The sequence below is a fragment of the Altererythrobacter aquiaggeris genome, from assembly GCF_037154015.1.
Taxonomy (GTDB): Bacteria; Pseudomonadota; Alphaproteobacteria; order Sphingomonadales; family Sphingomonadaceae; genus Aestuarierythrobacter; species Aestuarierythrobacter aquiaggeris.
In genome coordinates, this window is sequence record NZ_JBANRL010000001.1 from 2,327,221 (window position 1) to 2,344,430 (window position 17,210).

At 60.4% G+C, this 17,210-nt stretch carries 15 protein-coding genes; 8 read left to right on the plus strand and 7 right to left on the minus strand.

The genetic code is table 11. The features are described from left to right. Window positions 1–21 precede the first annotated feature (21 nt). The 3 genes from WFP06_RS11480 to WFP06_RS11490 all read left to right on the plus strand — a co-directional run bounded on the left by WFP06_RS11480 (window position 22) and on the right by WFP06_RS11490 (window position 4,617). Complete coding sequence (locus WFP06_RS11480; protein WP_336987299.1) at window positions 22–930, plus strand: DMT family transporter; 909 nt, start codon at window positions 22–24, stop codon at window positions 928–930. A 142-nt stretch (window positions 931–1,072) separates the two neighbouring features. Beyond that, entirely contained in the window at window positions 1,073–3,745 is a 2,673-nt protein-coding gene (gene acnA / locus WFP06_RS11485) for an aconitate hydratase AcnA (protein ID WP_336987300.1), read from the plus strand. Between the two features lie 152 nt (window positions 3,746–3,897). Further along, window positions 3,898–4,617, plus strand: a complete 720-nt coding sequence (locus WFP06_RS11490) for a hypothetical protein (protein ID WP_336987301.1) — start codon at window positions 3,898–3,900, stop codon at window positions 4,615–4,617. Between the two features lie 554 nt (window positions 4,618–5,171). On the opposite strand, the gene ruvB is transcribed toward WFP06_RS11490, so the two are convergent. Together ruvB and ruvA are read right to left on the minus strand one after the other, a co-directional pair. Continuing rightward, complete coding sequence (ruvB, locus tag WFP06_RS11495) at window positions 5,172–6,212, minus strand: Holliday junction branch migration DNA helicase RuvB (RefSeq protein WP_336987302.1); 1,041 nt, start codon at window positions 6,210–6,212, stop codon at window positions 5,172–5,174. Window positions 6,213–6,354: 142 nt separating this feature from the next. Continuing rightward, the gene (gene ruvA / locus WFP06_RS11500) at window positions 6,355–6,957 is read right to left on the minus strand and encodes a Holliday junction branch migration protein RuvA (protein ID WP_336987303.1); all 603 of its coding nucleotides are present in this window, start codon (window positions 6,955–6,957) and stop codon (window positions 6,355–6,357) included. Window positions 6,958–7,066: 109 nt separating this feature from the next. On the opposite strand from ruvA, the gene aroC reads away from it, so the two are divergent. After that, the gene (aroC, locus tag WFP06_RS11505) at window positions 7,067–8,137 is read left to right on the plus strand and encodes a chorismate synthase (protein WP_336987304.1); all 1,071 of its coding nucleotides are present in this window, start codon (window positions 7,067–7,069) and stop codon (window positions 8,135–8,137) included. Between the two features lie 15 nt (window positions 8,138–8,152). Here the strand turns inward: aroC and WFP06_RS11510 are convergent, their stop codons facing one another. Genes WFP06_RS11510 through WFP06_RS11520 form a run of 3 tightly spaced genes read right to left on the minus strand, consistent with a single transcriptional unit; the run spans window position 8,153 to window position 10,597 of the window. Continuing rightward, window positions 8,153–8,719, minus strand: coding sequence for a Smr/MutS family protein (locus WFP06_RS11510; protein WP_336987305.1), 567 nt, complete (start codon window positions 8,717–8,719; stop codon window positions 8,153–8,155). Continuing rightward, a complete protein-coding gene (gene mltA / locus WFP06_RS11515; protein ID WP_336987306.1) occupies window positions 8,716–9,963 on the minus strand; it encodes a murein transglycosylase A in 1,248 nt (415 codons plus the stop codon). Before mltA ends, WFP06_RS11510 begins: the two co-directional genes overlap by 4 nt. Before the next feature lie 7 nt (window positions 9,964–9,970). Beyond that, entirely contained in the window at window positions 9,971–10,597 is a 627-nt protein-coding gene (locus WFP06_RS11520) for a Tim44/TimA family putative adaptor protein (protein WP_419716250.1), read from the minus strand. A gap of 289 nt (window positions 10,598–10,886) precedes the next feature. Here WFP06_RS11520 and secB point away from each other — a divergent pair, with 289 nt between their 5' ends. The 4 genes from secB to WFP06_RS11540 all read left to right on the plus strand — a co-directional run bounded on the left by secB (window position 10,887) and on the right by WFP06_RS11540 (window position 14,902). Beyond that, the gene (gene secB / locus WFP06_RS11525) at window positions 10,887–11,408 is read left to right on the plus strand and encodes a protein-export chaperone SecB (protein WP_336987307.1); all 522 of its coding nucleotides are present in this window, start codon (window positions 10,887–10,889) and stop codon (window positions 11,406–11,408) included. Window positions 11,409–11,442: 34 nt separating this feature from the next. Next, the gene (gene murJ, locus WFP06_RS11530) at window positions 11,443–13,038 is read left to right on the plus strand and encodes a murein biosynthesis integral membrane protein MurJ (protein WP_336987308.1); all 1,596 of its coding nucleotides are present in this window, start codon (window positions 11,443–11,445) and stop codon (window positions 13,036–13,038) included. A 15-nt stretch (window positions 13,039–13,053) separates the two neighbouring features. Beyond that, window positions 13,054–14,070 (plus strand): tryptophan--tRNA ligase, encoded by a 1,017-nt coding sequence (trpS, locus tag WFP06_RS11535; protein ID WP_336987309.1) that lies wholly within the window; start codon window positions 13,054–13,056, stop codon window positions 14,068–14,070. A 148-nt stretch (window positions 14,071–14,218) separates the two neighbouring features. Continuing rightward, complete coding sequence (locus WFP06_RS11540) at window positions 14,219–14,902, plus strand: DUF4136 domain-containing protein (protein ID WP_336987689.1); 684 nt, start codon at window positions 14,219–14,221, stop codon at window positions 14,900–14,902. 57 nt (window positions 14,903–14,959) lie between these two features. Here the strand turns inward: WFP06_RS11540 and dut are convergent, their stop codons facing one another. Both dut and WFP06_RS11550 read right to left on the minus strand, forming a co-directional pair. Continuing rightward, window positions 14,960–15,421, minus strand: a complete 462-nt coding sequence (dut, locus tag WFP06_RS11545; RefSeq protein ID WP_336987310.1) for a dUTP diphosphatase — start codon at window positions 15,419–15,421, stop codon at window positions 14,960–14,962. Further along, window positions 15,414–17,117: a bifunctional phosphopantothenoylcysteine decarboxylase/phosphopantothenate synthase gene (locus WFP06_RS11550; RefSeq protein ID WP_336987311.1), complete on the minus strand. Its 1,704-nt coding sequence runs from the start codon at window positions 17,115–17,117 to the stop codon at window positions 15,414–15,416. Before WFP06_RS11550 ends, dut begins: the two co-directional genes overlap by 8 nt. Window positions 17,118–17,210 lie beyond the last annotated feature (93 nt).

The window sequence follows — 17,210 nt, forward strand, 5'->3', positions numbered from 1 at the left end:
CTGCGTGATTACACCCCGCCCATGCCGTCTGCCAGGTTTTCCAGCGTCAACCGCGACCATCATCTGATGCCGTATCTGGCCACGTTCATCGGGGTCGGGCTGTTTTCGCTGATGGACGCGCTCATGAAATCAGCGTCCATCGCGGTCGGGGCGTATAGTGCGCTGATGCTGCGCTCACTGATCGGCATTGCGATCATCGGCCCGATCTGGTGGTTTGGCGGCGGCAAATGGCCCGCCGGACCGGTTTTGAGAATCCATATCCGGCGCGGCTTCGTGGGCGCGGCGATGGCTTTCACTTTTTTCTTCGCGCTGGTCCGCCTGCCGCTGGCCGAAGCCATCGCCATCTCGTTCATCGCACCCCTGCTTGCCCTGTATCTCGCAGCCATTCTGCTGGGCGAGAAAATCGAGCGCAAAGCGATCATCGCTGCCATTCTGGGACTGATCGGTGTGGCCATTATTGCAGGTTCGCGGATCGACCAGACCGAAATGTCGCGCGATGCGCTGCTCGGGCTTGGCGCGATCACCCTGTCCGCGCTGCTCTACGCTTACAATCTGGTCCTGCAGCGCGAACAGGCTCTGGTCGCGCGGCCACGGGAAGTTGCCGCGTTTCAGAACGCGATCGTCAGTCTGATCCTGCTCGTCGCCGCACCCTTCGCGCTGGTATGGCCCGACAACAGCCGCGTCTGGATCGATATTTCCGGCGGAGCGGTGCTGGCAGTGGCTGCGGTAATCGTGCTGAGCTGGGCATATAGCAGGGCCCAGGCCCAGGCGCTGGTGCCTATCGAATATAGCGGACTTTTGTGGGCAGCCTGGTTTGGCTGGCTGTTTTTTGCCGAGCCTGTCACGGTACCGACGATTGCCGGTGCCGGGCTGATTGTCATCGGCTGCTGGATTGCCACCCGCAAACGCACGATCCAAACCGCACTTTAGCGGGCTTTCTGGCCGCAAAGGGGGTGTTTTTGGGCTCGCTCCCCTTGACCTCGGGGCCGCTACCGCGCAGTTGCAGCATCACACTGCTCCCCACCATTTTCGCGGGTACGAGCACCGGAACAATGAAAGGAATATCCTCTCCATGACCAAGGTCGGCAAGGACACACTCTCAACCCGCAGCACCATGACTGTCGAAGGAAGGGAATACGCCTATTATTCGCTCGCCAAGGCGGCGGAGACGATCGGCGATGTCAGCCGGCTGCCGTTCAGCATGAAAGTGCTGCTGGAAAATCTGCTGCGCTTCGAAGACGCCGGATTTACCGTGTCGCAGGACGACATCCAGAAGATCGCCGACTGGCAGAAAGACCCCAGGACGGGCAGCGAAATCCAGTATCGCCCCGGACGCGTCCTGCTGCAGGATTTCACCGGCGTGCCGTGCGTGGTCGATCTGGCCGCGATGCGCGATGCCATTGCGAAACTGGGCGGCGATACGTCGAAGATCAATCCGCAGGTGCCGGTCCATCTCGTCATCGATCACTCGGTCATGGTTGACGAGTTTGGCCATCCCAAGGCGTTCGAGCACAATATGGCGATGGAATACCAGCGCAATGCGGAGCGGTACGACTTTCTGAAGTGGGGTTCCAAGAGCCTCGACAATTTCAGCGCAGTCCCTCCCGGCACCGGTATTTGCCATCAGGTGAACCTTGAAAACATCGGCCGCTGCGTGTGGGCTACGGAAGATCCGGACGGCACGATGGTCGCCTATCCCGACACTTGCGTGGGGACCGACAGCCACACCACGATGATCAACGGTCTGGGCATTCTTGGCTGGGGTGTCGGCGGGATCGAAGCCGAAGCGGCAATGCTCGGCCAGCCGATATCGATGCTCTTGCCCGAAGTGGTCGGCTTCAAACTGACCGGCGCAATGGCCGAAGGCGTGACCGCAACCGACCTGGTGCTGACCTGCGTGCAGATGCTGCGCGAAGTGGGCGTGGTGGGCCGCTTCGTCGAGTTTTACGGCCCCGGCGTTTCCTCCCTGTCGCTGGCCGACCGGGCCACTATCGCCAACATGGCCCCCGAATATGGCGCAACCTGCGGCTTTTTCGGCATCGACGACAAAACGCTGGAATATCTGCGCCTTACCGGCCGCGAGGAAAGCCAGCTTGCGCTGGTCGAAGCCTATGCCAAAGAACAGGGCATGTGGTTTACGCCTGAAAACGAGCCGGTGTTTACCAGTACGCTCGCTCTCGATATTGCCAGCGTCGTCCCCTCGCTCGCCGGGCCCAAGCGGCCGCAAGACAAGGTGGCGCTGCCCGACGTGGACGAATTGTTCAATTCGGATCTGACCAAACTGTTCAAGAAATCCGGACCCGAGCGCGTCGCGGTCGAAGGCAAGGATCACGACATCGGCGACGGTGACGTGGTGATCGCAGCCATCACCAGCTGCACCAACACGTCCAACCCCGATGTCCTGATTGCAGCCGGGCTTGTTGCCAAAAAGGCCAACGAGCGCGGGATGTTGCCCAAGCCATGGGTGAAAACCAGCCTCGCCCCCGGATCGCAGGTGGTTACCGATTATCTGGTCAAAGCCGGCCTGCAGGAACATCTTAATGCCATCGGCTTTGATCTGGTGGGCTATGGCTGCACAACCTGCATCGGCAATTCCGGGCCGCTGGCCCCGCCGATCAGCAAGGCGATCAACGCCAACAACATCGTCGCTGCATCGGTCCTGTCGGGGAACCGCAATTTCGAAGGCCGCGTATCGCCCGATGTGCAGGCAAACTTTCTCGCATCACCGCCGCTTGTGGTTGCCTATGCGCTGCGCGGCACGGTCACGACAGACATGGTCGATACCCCGATCGGTCAGGACCGTGACGGCGCCGATGTCTATCTGAAAGACATCTGGCCCAGCAATGCCGAAATCAACGAACTGCGCATGAGCTCGATCGATCGCGGGATGTTCGAAGCGCGCTATGCCAACGTCTATGAAGGCGATGAACACTGGCAGGCAATCGATGTGACCGGCAGCGACACATACCAGTGGCGCCCGGGCAGCACCTATGTCGCCAACCCGCCCTATTTCGAAGGGATGGAAATGAAGCCGGAACCGGTTGCGGATATCATCGACGCGAAGCCGCTGGCTGTGCTGGGCGATTCGGTCACCACGGACCATATTTCGCCCGCGGGTTCGATCAAGGAAGATTCGCCGGCTGGCGAATATCTCAAATCCAACCAGGTCGCGAAGGCCGATTTCAATTCCTACGGTTCGCGCCGCGGCAATCACGAAGTGATGATGCGCGGCACCTTTGCCAACATCCGGATCAAGAACGAAATGGTCCCCGGCGTCGAAGGCGGCGTGACCAAATACAATGGCGAACAGATGGCGATTTACGACGCCGCCATGAAACACAAGGCCGACGGCACACCGCTGGTGGTGATCGGCGGCAAGGAATACGGCACCGGCTCCAGCCGCGACTGGGCGGCCAAGGGCACGATTTTGCTTGGTGTGCGCGCGGTGATGGTCGAAAGCTTCGAGCGTATTCACCGCTCCAACCTGATCGGGATGGGCGTGTTGCCGCTTCAGTTCAAAGCCGGCGACACGCGCGAAACGCTCGGCCTGACGGGCGATAGCAGCTTCACGATCAAGGGGCTGGCCGATCTTGCGCCCGGCCAGGAAGTCGAAGTCGAAGTGAAGCGCGCAGACGGGTCGGTTGGCAGCTTCATGGCCCACTGCCGCATCGATACGGCCAACGAGATGGAGTATTACCGAAACGGCGGCATCCTGCAGTACGTTCTGCGGAATTTAGCGGTCTGATTATCAGGCATCCGGCGCGGCGCAGGCAGTCGCCGGGGCAGATATAAAAAGGGCGGCCTCCCGGTTTGGGGGGCCGCCCTTTCCATCAGGTGGTTGGCTCAGGGTGGCGGGCTCAACGCACCTTCTTACGGCGCAGTTTGCGGCGGCCGAGGATGGCGGCTGCCCCCGCACCGAAAAGAATCATCATCGGCGGAGCGGGCACTTGCGTACCGCTGGTGGAGCTCATGCCGCTGGTAGAAATATCTCCGCTGGTCGAAGAACTGCTTGAACTGCTCGAACTTGTCGAACTGGATGTCGATGTCGAACTGGACGTCGAAGACGAGGTTGATGACGATGTCGAACTGCTGGTGGACGATGTGACGTTACCCGAAGTCGAACTGGTGCTGGTGACACCGCCGGTCGTGCTGGTCACGCCGCCGGTAGTGCTGGTCACGCCGCCAGTGGTGCTCGTGATACCGCCAGTGGAGCTTGAGGTCGAACTGCCGCCCGTGGAACTGCCACCTGTCGAACTTGTCGTGGTGCTGCTCAGACCGCCGGTTGAAGTCGAGCTGCCGCCCGAAGACGTCGATGTCGAACCACCGCCTGAGGAGGTCGAGGTGGAGCCGCCGTTATTGCTGTTATCGATATCGATGTTGATGGCTTCACCCTCACCGCCCGAAGACGATGTCGAGGTGGAAGTGGATGTCGAATTATCGACCACCACACTGCCACCGCTCGATCCGCCGCCAAAGAAACCGCCGCCAAATCCGCCGCCAAATCCGCCGCCAAATCCGCCGCTGCCGCCAACCACGGTTACACCGCCGCCGCCGCCGCCGGCAAAGCCTGGCTGCGGGGGAAGCGGAACGGGCATCGGCACCGGTGCCATGGCATAACGGTAAAGCGGCGGGCATCCGTCGGCGCCAACGACATTGGCCCCACCCGCACGGGCGCCGTTTGCTTCAACCGGGTAGGAATGTCCGGCCCCGCCCATCGGAACGGGGACACATTCGGTCACCTCGCGCACGATGCGGCGATTGCGCTTGACCTGCCTGGGCACATGACGCGTCACACGAGGTGGGCGTTCCTTGACGTACTTAACCGCCTTCACGCTCTTGTTATAGGACGGGCTGTCGGTCGCCGGTTTCTCCGCAACGTGGACTGCGCCACCTGCGAGCAGCGCGCCACCGGCCGCGGTCGCGGACAATTTTGCTAAGGCCATACGTACGGACATATGCAAACTCTCTTGTTCATCCTTGAGGAAGCTACGAAGCGGCGGGTCCGGTCCGGGGGCTTCCCTGTCATGCCAGAGAACGGGATAAGCGGCGTCGCTACAATGCTGTTAACCGCGTTTTCACGCGGTTCGGGCCGTTTTTATCGATTGAGAGGGGCGGTCCTGCATGACCTGTCCCATAGTGGAACCGTTCGGGAGACAAATCCGAAGCGGTTGTTAACTTTTATCGTCAAACAACCCTGTCTGGCCGGTCTGCGGGTCCGGCCGCGGAGGGGTCATGTCGAGGTGTGCCCACGCCGAGTCGTTCAGACACCGCCCGCGCGCCGTCCGCGCGACCAGACCCAGCTGGATCAGGAAAGGTTCGATCACTTCCTCTACCGTATCGCGCGGCTCCGAAAGGCCGGCGGCAAGCGTTTCTACGCCTACCGGCCCGCCTTTGTAGATATCGGCAATCATGGTGAGATAGCGGCGATCCATCGCATCGAGGCCAAGCCGGTCAACCTCCAGCCGGGTCAACGCTTCGTCCGCCACCTTGCGATTCACGATCCCGTCACCCGCGACATGGGCAAAGTCGCGCACCCGGCGCATCAACCGGCCTGCAACGCGCGGCGTTCCGCGGGCCCGGCGGGCAATTTCCAAAGCGCCCGCTGGGTCAATTGTCACATCCAGCTTGCCCGCAGCACGAGTGACGACGCGGGTCAGCTCTTCCTCGGTGTAGAAATTCAGCCGCACCGGAATGCCGAAGCGGTCGCGCAGTGGCGTTGTGAGCAGCCCCTGCCGCGTGGTTGCCCCCACCAGCGTAAAGGGAGGCAGATCGATCCGCACGCTGCGCGCCGATGGCCCCTCGCCGATAATCAGATCGAGCGCGCGGTCTTCCATTGCGGGATAGAGCACTTCTTCGACCACCGGATTAAGCCGGTGAATCTCGTCGATGAACAGGACATCGCCCTCTTCCAGATTGGTCAGCAATGCCGCAAGATCACCAGCCTTGCCGATAACCGGGCCGGAAGTGGCGCGGAACCCCACGCCCAGTTCCTTGGCCACAATTTGCGCCAGCGTGGTTTTCCCAAGACCGGGCGGTCCGAAAAACAACACATGGTCCAGCGCCTCGGCGCGCGATTTCGCGGCCTCGATAAAAACCCGCAGATTACCGCGCGCCGCCTCCTGCCCGATAAATTCGTCAAGCGTTTTGGGCCGAAGCGCCGCATCCGGATCCTCCGGTGCGCGTTCGGGGTTGAGGATGGGGTTATCGGTCATTCAACAGGGCAGTTTTCTGATGTGTAATGCCGCGCACCACAACTGTCCGGGAAGTTGTCCGTGTCCAATCGGACATCGTCCTGTGCCCAGGTATTGGCGGATGAAACGCAGTTGAAAAATGCTGCGACTGTCTTCCCCGCGGTCACTTCGACGCCCTTTTCAATGCCGCCCGCACTAGCGCATTCAGATCCGCGCCCTCGCCCAACTCGCCTTGTGCCTCCGCCACTGCTTGCGCGGCAATCGCGGGTTTGAAGCCCAAGTTCTGCAAGGCTGAAACCGCATCCGCGCTCGCACCGCTTTTCGGCAAAGCTGCGCCGCCGCCGCCCGGACCCAAAGCAGGCAATGCGCCCGCCTTGTCCTTCAATTCATTGACGATCCGGCCCGCCAGTTTCGGCCCCACGCCGTTCGCGCGTGCTACCATTGCGGCATCACCGCCAGCGCAGGCATCGCGGATTTCACCGGGGGAAAGCGCCGAAAGGATCGCCAGCCCGACTTTTGAGCCCACCCCCTGCACGCTGGTGAGCAAACGGAACCAGTCACGCTCGCCCGCTTCCGCAAAGCCAAGCAGCCGCATGTCGTTTTCGCTGACCTGCAAATCGGTGAAGACGGTGCAGGCTTCTCCCTGATCACCCAGCGCCGCAAGCGTCCGCGCACTGCAATGGACGAGATAGCCAACACCCTGCACATCGATCACCGCCCAGTCGGAACCGGTTTCGTCGAGCAGGCCCTTCAGCTTTGCAATCATCTCGGTTCCCTGGGCATGGTTTGTTCCTGCCCGCTCCCAAGCGTTTTGACCAGAGCTTTAACCGCATAGCTTATGGACAGATTTACGCGAATCCGACAGGAACACCCGCATGAGCGTCAACACATTCGGTAGAACCTTCCGTTTTTCAACCTGGGGCGAAAGCCATGGGCCGGCCATCGGTGCGATGGTTGACGGGTGCCCGCCGGGTCTCCAGCTAAGCGAAGCAGACCTTCAGCCGTTTCTGGATGCGCGCAAACCCGGCACGTCCAAATTCACGACGCAGCGTAAGGAGCCCGATCAGGTCAAAATCCTCTCTGGCGTATTCGAAGGCAAAACCACCGGCACATCGATCGGCTTGATGATCGACAATGTTGACCAGCGATCAAAGGATTATTCCGAAGTCGCCAAGGCATATCGGCCCGGCCATGCAGATTATTCCTATGACGCGAAATATGGTTTTCGCGACTATCGCGGCGGCGGGCGCAGTTCTGCGCGTGAAACCGCGATGCGCGTTGCTGCTGGCGGGGTTGCAAGGCTGGTCATCCCCGGGGTTAAGATAACCGCCTATGTCAGCGAGCTCGGCGGCGACGCCATCGACCGCGAAGCCATGAATTTTGACGAGATTGGCAATAATCCCTTCTTCTGTCCCGATGCGTGGGCCGCCAAACGCTGGGAAAAACTGGTTGATGATGCCCGCAAGGCAGGCTCTTCGCTGGGAGCAATCGTCGAATGCGTGGCGGAAGGTGTGCCTGCCGGATGGGGAGCGCCGGTTTATGCCAAGCTGGATGCTGACCTGGCGGCGGGTATGATGGGCATCAATGCGGTCAAGGCATTCGAAGTCGGTGACGGTTTCGGCGCTGCGCGGCTATCGGGTGAGCAAAATGCTGACGCCATGCGGCCCGGTCATGATGGTGATCCCCAATTCAAGGCCAATCATGCCGGGGGCATTGCAGGCGGTATTTCAACCGGACAGCCGGTCGTGTGCCGCGTGGCTTTCAAACCGACCAGTTCCATCCTCACGCCGGTCGAGACCATCGACAATGAAGGCAACGCAGCTGAAATCCGTACCAAAGGGCGCCATGATCCCTGCGTCGGAATTCGCGGAACACCGGTGGTGGAAGCGATGATGGCGCTGGTTCTGGCAGATCACAAACTGCTGCACCGCGCGCAATGCGGCTGATGCTGCAGACTGGCTTCAGCGCTGGCGTTTGAGCACGATATACAACGCGCCTTCACCCCCGTGGCGGCGGTGCGCATTGCGGATCGCGGCGATGGCTGAACCATGTGACCCAGCGGCCAGCCAATCGAGTATCTTGGCCCTGATCGCGCCGCGCATCGATCCGCGGTCGGCAGCATCGACCGGGCGCGGCTTTCCGGTAATCACCAGCACCAGACGCGCATCCATTGCGCGGGCCTGACGCAAGCCGCGATCAAGCCGGACATAAGCCGCGTCAAGATTGTGACCGTGCAGGTCCAGCGTGTAATCCGGGTCGATGGAGGCCCTGGACAGTTTGCGTTCCCACGATGCATCAAGTCCGGTCCGGCCGGTTTGCGGCGGGGGTTGCGGGTTTGCCTTGGGCGGTGCGGGGGCAGGAACCCGCCCCTGAATACGCTTGTCCGGCGCTAACGATCGTGGTGGTGGTGGATTAGCCGGAAGGAGGGTCTTTCGCACAGTTGGCCCGCGGTCCAGCGGGACAACTGTCGCCGCGACTTGCTCCCACAGCGCAGCCTCGTCAGCGCTCAAGCCGCGCGGATGGGTCATCGCTTTAGAAGGCGATTGACGCTCGGTTTTGGCAACAACAGCAATGCCTGGCCGCGCCCGCTCATCCCGCCGGCAATTTGCCGTGCATCATCGCCGGCGCCCCAGAAAGTGTCAAACCGGTTGGGACCCTTGATTGCCCCGCCCGTATCTTGCGCGATCCACAGCCCGTTGGCCTCGCCGCGATCAAGCTGCAGCCAGACCGGCGCGCCCAGCGGAACGTATTGCGGGTCTGCTGCAACCGACGATTCGCGGCGCACCGGCACGTTCAGCGCGCCAAGCGGACCGTCACCGGTCAATTCACGAAAAAAAATCCAGCTCTGGTTGAGCCGCATCAGATCGCGCCCATCTTCAGGATTGTCGCGGATATATTGCACGATACCTTGCATCGAACCGGCATATTGGCCCGGCCCATCGCCCAGCAGACCGCGTTCGCGCATAACGCCGCCTATGCCTGTGTAACCGCGCCCGTTCTGCCCGGCATAGCCGATACGCATAACCGTGCCGTCAGGCGCGCGCAGGCGCCCTGAGCCCTGGATTTGCAGGAAGAACATCTCCACCGGATCGGCCGCCCAGCCGATTTCGAGACCGCGTCCGGCCAACGCGCCCTCTTCGATCTGCGTGCGATCAAAATACGGCACGAATTCACCATTTTCATCATAACGGCCAAGCGGGGCGCGCCCCGTCCGCTCCGTTTCTGGAGTGTCGGCTGGCCATCCGCGCACCAGATCATCCGGTAAACGGTAAACGGGCACATCGAAGCCGGCGCGTTTGTCACGAACGCCGGCAATTTCGGGTTCGAAGTAACCCGTCGCAAACGCCTTTCCTTCGCCAATCTGCACAGCTTCGAAATAGCGCGTAAAAAATGCCGCGCCCTCGAGCACCGGCCAGCCTGCGGCGGCGGCGCAGGCCTCGCGCCAGTCTTCGTTCAACGTCAGGCCGCTTTGGTCGCTGCGCGACAACACGCGGGGGCAGCTTTCGATAAAGGAGCCCAGCGCAGTCCGCGCATCCTCGATAGACAAACCCAGCGCAGCGATGCCCGGGCCAGCGCTCACACCGGTCAGCACCGCGGTCGCCGCGGCGGGCAGCGGGGCCGGCGTAAGGACGGTGGTATTGGCAGCGGTAGGCGGCAGCGGAACCGGTGCCGGCCCAGCCACCGGCGCACCGGTTTCGGGAATTATCCCGGCGCATCCGCCCAACAGCGCCAATGCTGCGCCGATACCAAGGCCGCGCAGCAATCGCGTCATGTGCCGATTATCCTTCGTCTGTTTCGTCGAGTATCCAGTCCGGCCCCGCAGCATTCAAGTCGCGCGAGAATGTCCAGATGTCGCGGCTTTCGGCGGCGTCGTCCAGCGAACCGGCAATGAGATTGCCATCCTTGTCACGCACGACCGTGGCAATATCCGCAACAAACCGCACGGCGACGCGCGCAACCCGTCCGTCAAGCATGGCAGAATGGATCAGCGCGTCTTCGATCCGGATCAATTTGTTGTCGAGCGTTTGACCAGCTTCTTCGCGGGCGGCAATCGCGGTATCGAAACTGGTATAAACATCGTCATCGCACAGTTCGCGCAATGTCTCGCGGTCGCCGCTCCAGAATGCCTCGAGCACCATTTCGTACGCGCCTTTTGCGCCATCGAGGAAACGGAGAATGTCAAAACTGCGATCGGCAGCGGCGATATCACGAACCCCGGTTTCCACAGCCGGAGCGATTCCGGGGAGTGCCCTTTTGGGCACTGCAACAGGCGCAGGCGCCAGTCGCGGCGCGCCGCCGGACTTTGTTTGCGGCCCGTCAAACCGGCTGGGCGCGTGCTCTTCTTCGTGTTCTGCCCGCTGGCCCAGCACCGAATACAGGCGAAGACCCAGAAATGCCGCGATCATGGCAAGGATGACAATTTCAATGATACCCACGTAAAACCCGTTTCCCGATATGCTTTTGGCGGCCCAGTGCGTGAGCCGCGACCAATGCTTCAATCGTGCCTTAAATGGTAAGCAATTACAAATGAACAAGCGATGTGCAGCACAATAATCTTGGCTTAGGCGGTATTTTCGCGGTGCAAAGCCATATTCGCCAAGTTGCCCTGCATAGTAGTCGGTGCTAATCGCGCCGCCGACCCGGCCGCCAAATACCTGCGCGGCTGTTTAGTGAATCAACCGAAAGCATACAGACATGGCCGACGAAGGCGACATCATTACCGATATTAACGAAAACCCTTCAGCCAATGGCGCGGACAATCAGCCGGTGGCAGGCATAATTTCGCAATATGTGAAAGATCTGTCGGTCGAAAATCCCAATGCGCCCGACTGTTTCAATTACCAGTCGCAGCCCGATGTGAACTTGCAATTCAATATTGCCGCAACCGAAGTGAACGATGAAATCCGCGAAGTCGAACTGAAGATCAATTGCAGCGCCAAGGCCGACGAAGGCGATCTTTATATGGTCGAACTGAGCTATTGCGGCCTTGTCGGGATGCGCAATTTGCCCGACGACCAGGCGCATGCCTTTCTGTATGCCGAAGCGCCGCGGATACTGTTTCCCTTCGCGCGGCGGGTGATCGCTGATGCCATCCGCGATGCAGGCTTCCAGCCGCTAATGCTTGACCCGATCGATTTCAACGGATTGTATCTGCAGCAGTTGCAGCAAAAACAGGCTGAAGAAGCTGGTGCAGCGCCTGCTCCCGGCAACGCCTGAGCTATTTCGGGCATAGGGTGAACAGGCTAGCGGCATGAGCCTCGTCAAAAATGTCGGAACAATCGGCGGGTTGACTGCAGTCAGCCGGGTGTTTGGCTTCGTTCGCGATATGTTGCTCGCCCGCGCTCTGGGCGCTGGCGCGGCGGCCGACGCGTGGCAGATTGCCTTTATCCTGCCTAACACATTCAGGCGGCTGTTTGCCGAAGGCGCTTTTTCGGTCGCCTTTGTGCCGATGTATTCGCGCGCTTTGCACGAAGAAGGCGGTGGCGAGGCCGCAGCGCAAAAATTTGCCAATGATGTCATGGCCGTATTTGTCTGGGTGTTATTGGGCTTTTCTGCTGCCGCGATGCTGGCGATGCCAGGCCTGGTATGGCTTCTTGCGCGCGACTATCAGGATGTGCCGGGGAAATTCGAACTTGCAGTCAGCCTGTCACGCATAACTTTCCCCTATCTGGCGCTGGTCAGTCTGGTGGCGATGCTGTCGGGAGTGCTTAATGCGCGATCACGCTTCGCGCCCGGGGCATTCGCGCCGGTTTTGCTAAATGTTGTGCTGATAGCTTCAATCGGCACAGGATATTGGCTGCGCGGCGACACGATGAATGATGAAGTGCTGGCCTATGCGCTCGCTTTCGGCCTGGCTATCGCGGGTGCGGCGCAGGTTGCTTATATGGTCTGGGCTACGCGCAAGGCGGGGGTTCAGCTGAAATTGCGCCGCCCTGCGATCACGCCCCAGGTCAAGCGGCTCTCCGTCCTGATCTTGCCGGCTACCTTCGGTGCGGGCATTTACCAGATTAGCCAGTTCGTCGACACATTCTTCGCAACGACTTTGCCGCAAGGTTCACTTACCCTCCTCAAATTTGCTGACCGGCTTAACCAGATGCCCCTCGGCATCATCGGCATTGCACTGGGAACGGCGATTTTGCCGATGCTGGCCCGCCATATCCAGTCGGGCGACGACCGCGAGGCCCAGCGGCTGCAGGCCAATGCTGTGGAGATGGCCCTGCTTCTCACGCTGCCCGCCGCGGCTGCACTGGCGGTGTGCGCCGGAGCATTCACGACAGCTTTCTTCGAAGCGGGGAAAATGACCGCCAGCGATACCGGCATCATGGCGAGCATCACCGTTGCACTGGTGATTGGTCTGCCCTCCTATGTGTTGGTCAAGGTATTCCAGCCCGCATTTTTCAGCCGCGAAGATACCAAAACGCCGGTCTGGATCGCGGCGGGCGCCCTGATCGTAAACATCGCGATTAATTTCTACGTCGTTCCGCGTTACGGGATCGTCGGTCTTGCCGGCGCGACAGCCTTTACAGCCAGCCTTAACGTGTTGCTGCTCTACACGATCCTCCAGCGCCGCGGCTGGTTTCACTGGAGCTGGAAACTGACAGGCAAGATCGCCCGGCAAATCGTAGCGACCGCGGCCATGGCGGCTGCACTTTATTTGCTGATGCCGGTGCTGACACCCTATTTTGGCGGGACAGTGCTCGACCGGGTATGGTCGTTAAGCGCGCTTGTTTTGGCCGGGATGATCGTGTTTTTTGGCGTAGCCTTGCTGATCGGCGCTATCGACAAAGACCTGCTCGCCCAGCTACGCCGCAAAAAAGCCGTCCAGCCGGCCGACCCTCAAGAGTAGTAACGGACAAGTACAATGCGTGTAGTTTCCGGCATCCAGCCGACCGGCAATCTCCATCTCGGCAACTATCTGGGCGCGATCCGCAACTGGGTGCGTATGCAGGACGAGATTTCGGATCACGGCCAGTGCCTGTTTTTCCTTGCAGACCTGCACGCAATTTCGATGCCGCATGATCCGGCCGAACTGCGTTCGGGCACCCGCGACATGGCCGCTGCACTGGTGGCCTGCGGGATCGATCCCGACCGCTCGATCCTGTTCAATCAGGCACAGGTTCCGGCCCATGCCGAATTACAATGGTTGCTGAGCGGGACCGCCCGGATGGGGTGGCTGAACAGGATGACCCAGTTCAAGGATAAATCGGGCAAGAACCGCGAAAGCGCCAGCATCGCGCTTTACGCCTACCCCATCCTGCAGGCAGCAGATGTCCTGCTGTATCAGGCGACGCATGTGCCCGTTGGTGATGATCAGAAACAACATCTGGAACTGGCGCGCGACATTGCGCAGAAATTCAACAATGATTTTTGCCCTGATGACAAACCGGTATTCACGCTGCCCGACCCGATCATGCCGCCCCATGCTGCGCGGATCATGTCCCTGCGCGACGGCGAGGCAAAGATGAGCAAATCCGATCCTTCCGATGCGAGCCGCATCAATCTGGTCGATGATGCCGATACGATCATGAAGAAAGTGAAAAAGGCCAAAACGGATTCCGACCCGTTGCCTGCGGCGTCAAAGGAATTGGAAGGTCGGCCCGAGGCGCGCAATCTGGTCACGATATATGCCGCGCTGGCGGGTAAGACAGCGGACGAGGTGCTGGCAGATTTCGTTGGCGAAGGCTTTGGCAAATTCAAGCCGGCACTGGGAGAATTGATGGTCGAAGTACTCAGTCCGATATCGGAGCGTTACAAGACCCTTCGCGGCGATGATGAAGCGCTCGATGCGATCCTCGCCAAGGGAGCGTCCAGGGCGCGCGAGATTGCTGCACCCACGTTGGCCGCGTCATATGGCGCGCTGGGCCTGTTGCGCGGTTAAGATCCTATTATGGTTGACGTTTGTCAGTCGCTATATTCAACGTAGGTTCAGTCATGTTAGGATAGACCCCGCACATCCAGATGAATGCGCGAAGCCCTGAGTCCTTGTTTCAGAGCCGCTGTTTGTTCTGTTTTCAAAGGGGTTTATGATGACCGGATTTTCGACCAGGTGGGGCCGCACCGCAAAACTGGCCACCGCGCCACTGTTGCTGGCTGGGCTTGCTGCCTGCGCCACGCCGTTCAACGCAGATGTTTCCCGCTTCCAGACACAGCTTCCTGCTCCGCAGGGCCAGACCTTCGCTGTAATCGCGGATGATCCCGCGCTTGCCGGCGGGCTGGAATTTTCGCGCTATGCCGACTTTGTCGAAGCCGAGATGCTTCAGCTCGGCTATACCGAAAGTTCGCCTGAAAATGCCACGTTGCTGGTCCGCTTCGATTATGGAGTGGACAAGGGGCGCGAGCGTATCCGCCGGACCGGATTTGGCTATGCCGACCCGTTCTATCGGCCATGGTTCGGCTACAACCGCTATCGCAGCAGGTTTTATCATCCCGGATTTTCGCGGTGGGGATATGGCTGGCATGATCCGTTTTTCGATGACGGCCTGACCAGCCAGACCGTTTACACCAGCGGGATCGACCTGAAGATCGACCGTGCGGCCGACGGCGAACGGATCTTCGAGGGTAAAGCCCAGGCGGCATCGACCAGCAACCGTTTGCAATATCTGGTGCCCAACCTGGTCGAAGCCATGTTCACTGACTTCCCCGGCCAGTCGGGCGAAACAGTCCGCATCTCGATTGCGCCGGAGGATAAAAAGGTCCGCCGGATCGATTGAGCGGTTAAAGCGACGTGATTACAGGGCGGTTCCGGAAACGGAGCCGCCCTTTTTTTATCAAACCAGCTTTGCCGAACCGCCGGTAGAGCCAAATCCGCCTTCACCGCGATCTGTATCATCCAATTGGGCCACTTCTTCCCATCTGGCACGTGTAACCGGTGCCAGCATCAACTGGGCGACACGGTCGCCGCGCTGGATTGCAAAGGTGTCTTCACCGTGGTTTATCAGGATGATCTTCAATTCACCGCGATAGTCGCTGTCGATTGTGCCTGGCGTATTGGGAACCGTAATTCCGTGTTTAAGGGCAAGACCCGAACGGGGGCGCACCTGAATTTCATAGCCCGCGGGGATTGCCACCGACAGGCCTGTCGATACTGCGTGCCGGCTTCCCGGCCGTATATTGATGGTCTCTGCTGCAACCACATCCATTCCTGCGGCGCCCCGCGTTGCATAAGCGGGCAATCCCAGCCCGGCACCATGGGGCAATCTTTTCAGTTTCACGATTACATCATCAGTCATCGTCGCTCTCCGCTGGTTTGTTGAGCGCTTCGGCGATGCGTTCGATCAAAGCACGGGCCACAGCAGGTTTGGGCATTTCTTCCAGGCTTTCGACCGTATCAGCTGTCACGATATGAATCAGATTGTCCTGCCCGCCCATCACGCTGTTTCCGACACCGCCAGACACATCATTTGCGATGATCCAGTCAACACCCTTGCGCTTGCGTTTAAGTTTGGCATTGCCGACCACATCGTCAGTCTCGGCTGCGAACCCGATCAACAGCGCGGGGCGTTTATCGGAAGCAGACAGGTTCGCAAGGATATCGGGGTTCTCGCGCAGGAGCAGCGCCGGCGGGGCAGACCCGCGCTTTTTCATCTTGCTTTCGGCATATTCCTTGGTGCGCCAGTCGGACACTGCTGCCACCATCACCGCCACATCGCAGGGCAGTGCCGCCTTGACCGCCTTGGCCATTTCTTCAGCCGATTCGACATCGACACGGTCCACGCCGGGCGGCGTGGCCAGTGTGACCGGACCCGATACCAGTGTCACACGCGCACCCGCTGCAGCAGCCGCAGCAGCTATGGAATAGCCCTGCCGGCCTGACGAACGGTTGGCGATATAGCGCACCGGATCGATCGGCTCATGCGTCGGTCCGGCAGTGACCAGAACATGCTTGCCAAACAGCGGCCTGTGCTCAGGATCGTCTTCGAAGTCCGGCTGCCCCTCCAGCGGGTCAAATTCGGGGAAGGCATCTTCCGGTTCGCCGGCAAGCGCTTCAGGTATCCCCGCTGTGCTGTTTGCGACCTCGTGATTGATTGCCTGCGGATCGGTGGGCGGCGCCGAGCGCGCGGCGCCTTTCTTGGCCATCATCGGCGCGCCTAAATCTGGGGTGGGCAAATCAGGGGTGGGCCAGTCCGGGTCGGGCCAGTCGGGATCGGCATCCGGTTCACCCGGCATTTCGGACAGTGCCTCGGGGTTCGCTGCACCGCCTTCGAAAGCCTCGTCATACTCGATCTCGTCGTCCTGGATTCTACGCGGCATACTGCGCGAAATGATCGAAGACAGCATTCCGCCAAGGCCGCCCCTGGGCTCGGGTATTTCCGGCGAATCGTCTTCCGGTTCCAACGCTTCGACAAACTCTTCAATGTCGGCCTCGCCAGCCTCGCCAGGATCGAGAGTGAGGAAATCGGCAATCTCGAGCCAGATTGCCTCTGGCTCGGGCAGGCGGCCTGGGCCAAACTCACCACAGGCCATCGCTCCCTCGTCGGGATCGATTACCGTGACGCCGGCCTGGCGCAGCCACCCGACATTGCGCTGCGTAGCTTCGTGCTGCCACATCCGCACATTCATGGCGGGCACGGCCATCACCGGCTTATCGGTCGCCAGAATGAGCGTGGTGGCCAGATCATCGGCAATCCCCGACGCCATTTTGGCCAGCAGGTCTGCCGTGGCGGGGCAGACGACAACCAGATCAGCCTCCCGGCTCAGCTGGATATGCCCCATCTCCGCTTCGTTCTTCAGGTCCCACAACGTGGTATGAACCGGATTTTCGGAAAGCGCGGCCAGCGTCATCGGCGTGACGAACTGGGCGCCGCCATTGGTCAAAACACAGCTTACTTCGGAACCGCTGCGTTTTATCAGCCGGATCAACTCGCATGATTTGTAGGCCGCGATACCGCCGCCGATCACCAAAAGAATACGTGCAGGTCGGCTCATCCAGCGACCCTCGTAACCGCGGGGTGGCGGGCCGCTGTTGCAGCCTTGGCACGATTATTACTGAACACGGCGGCTCCTCCCCTGCGCGCAAAC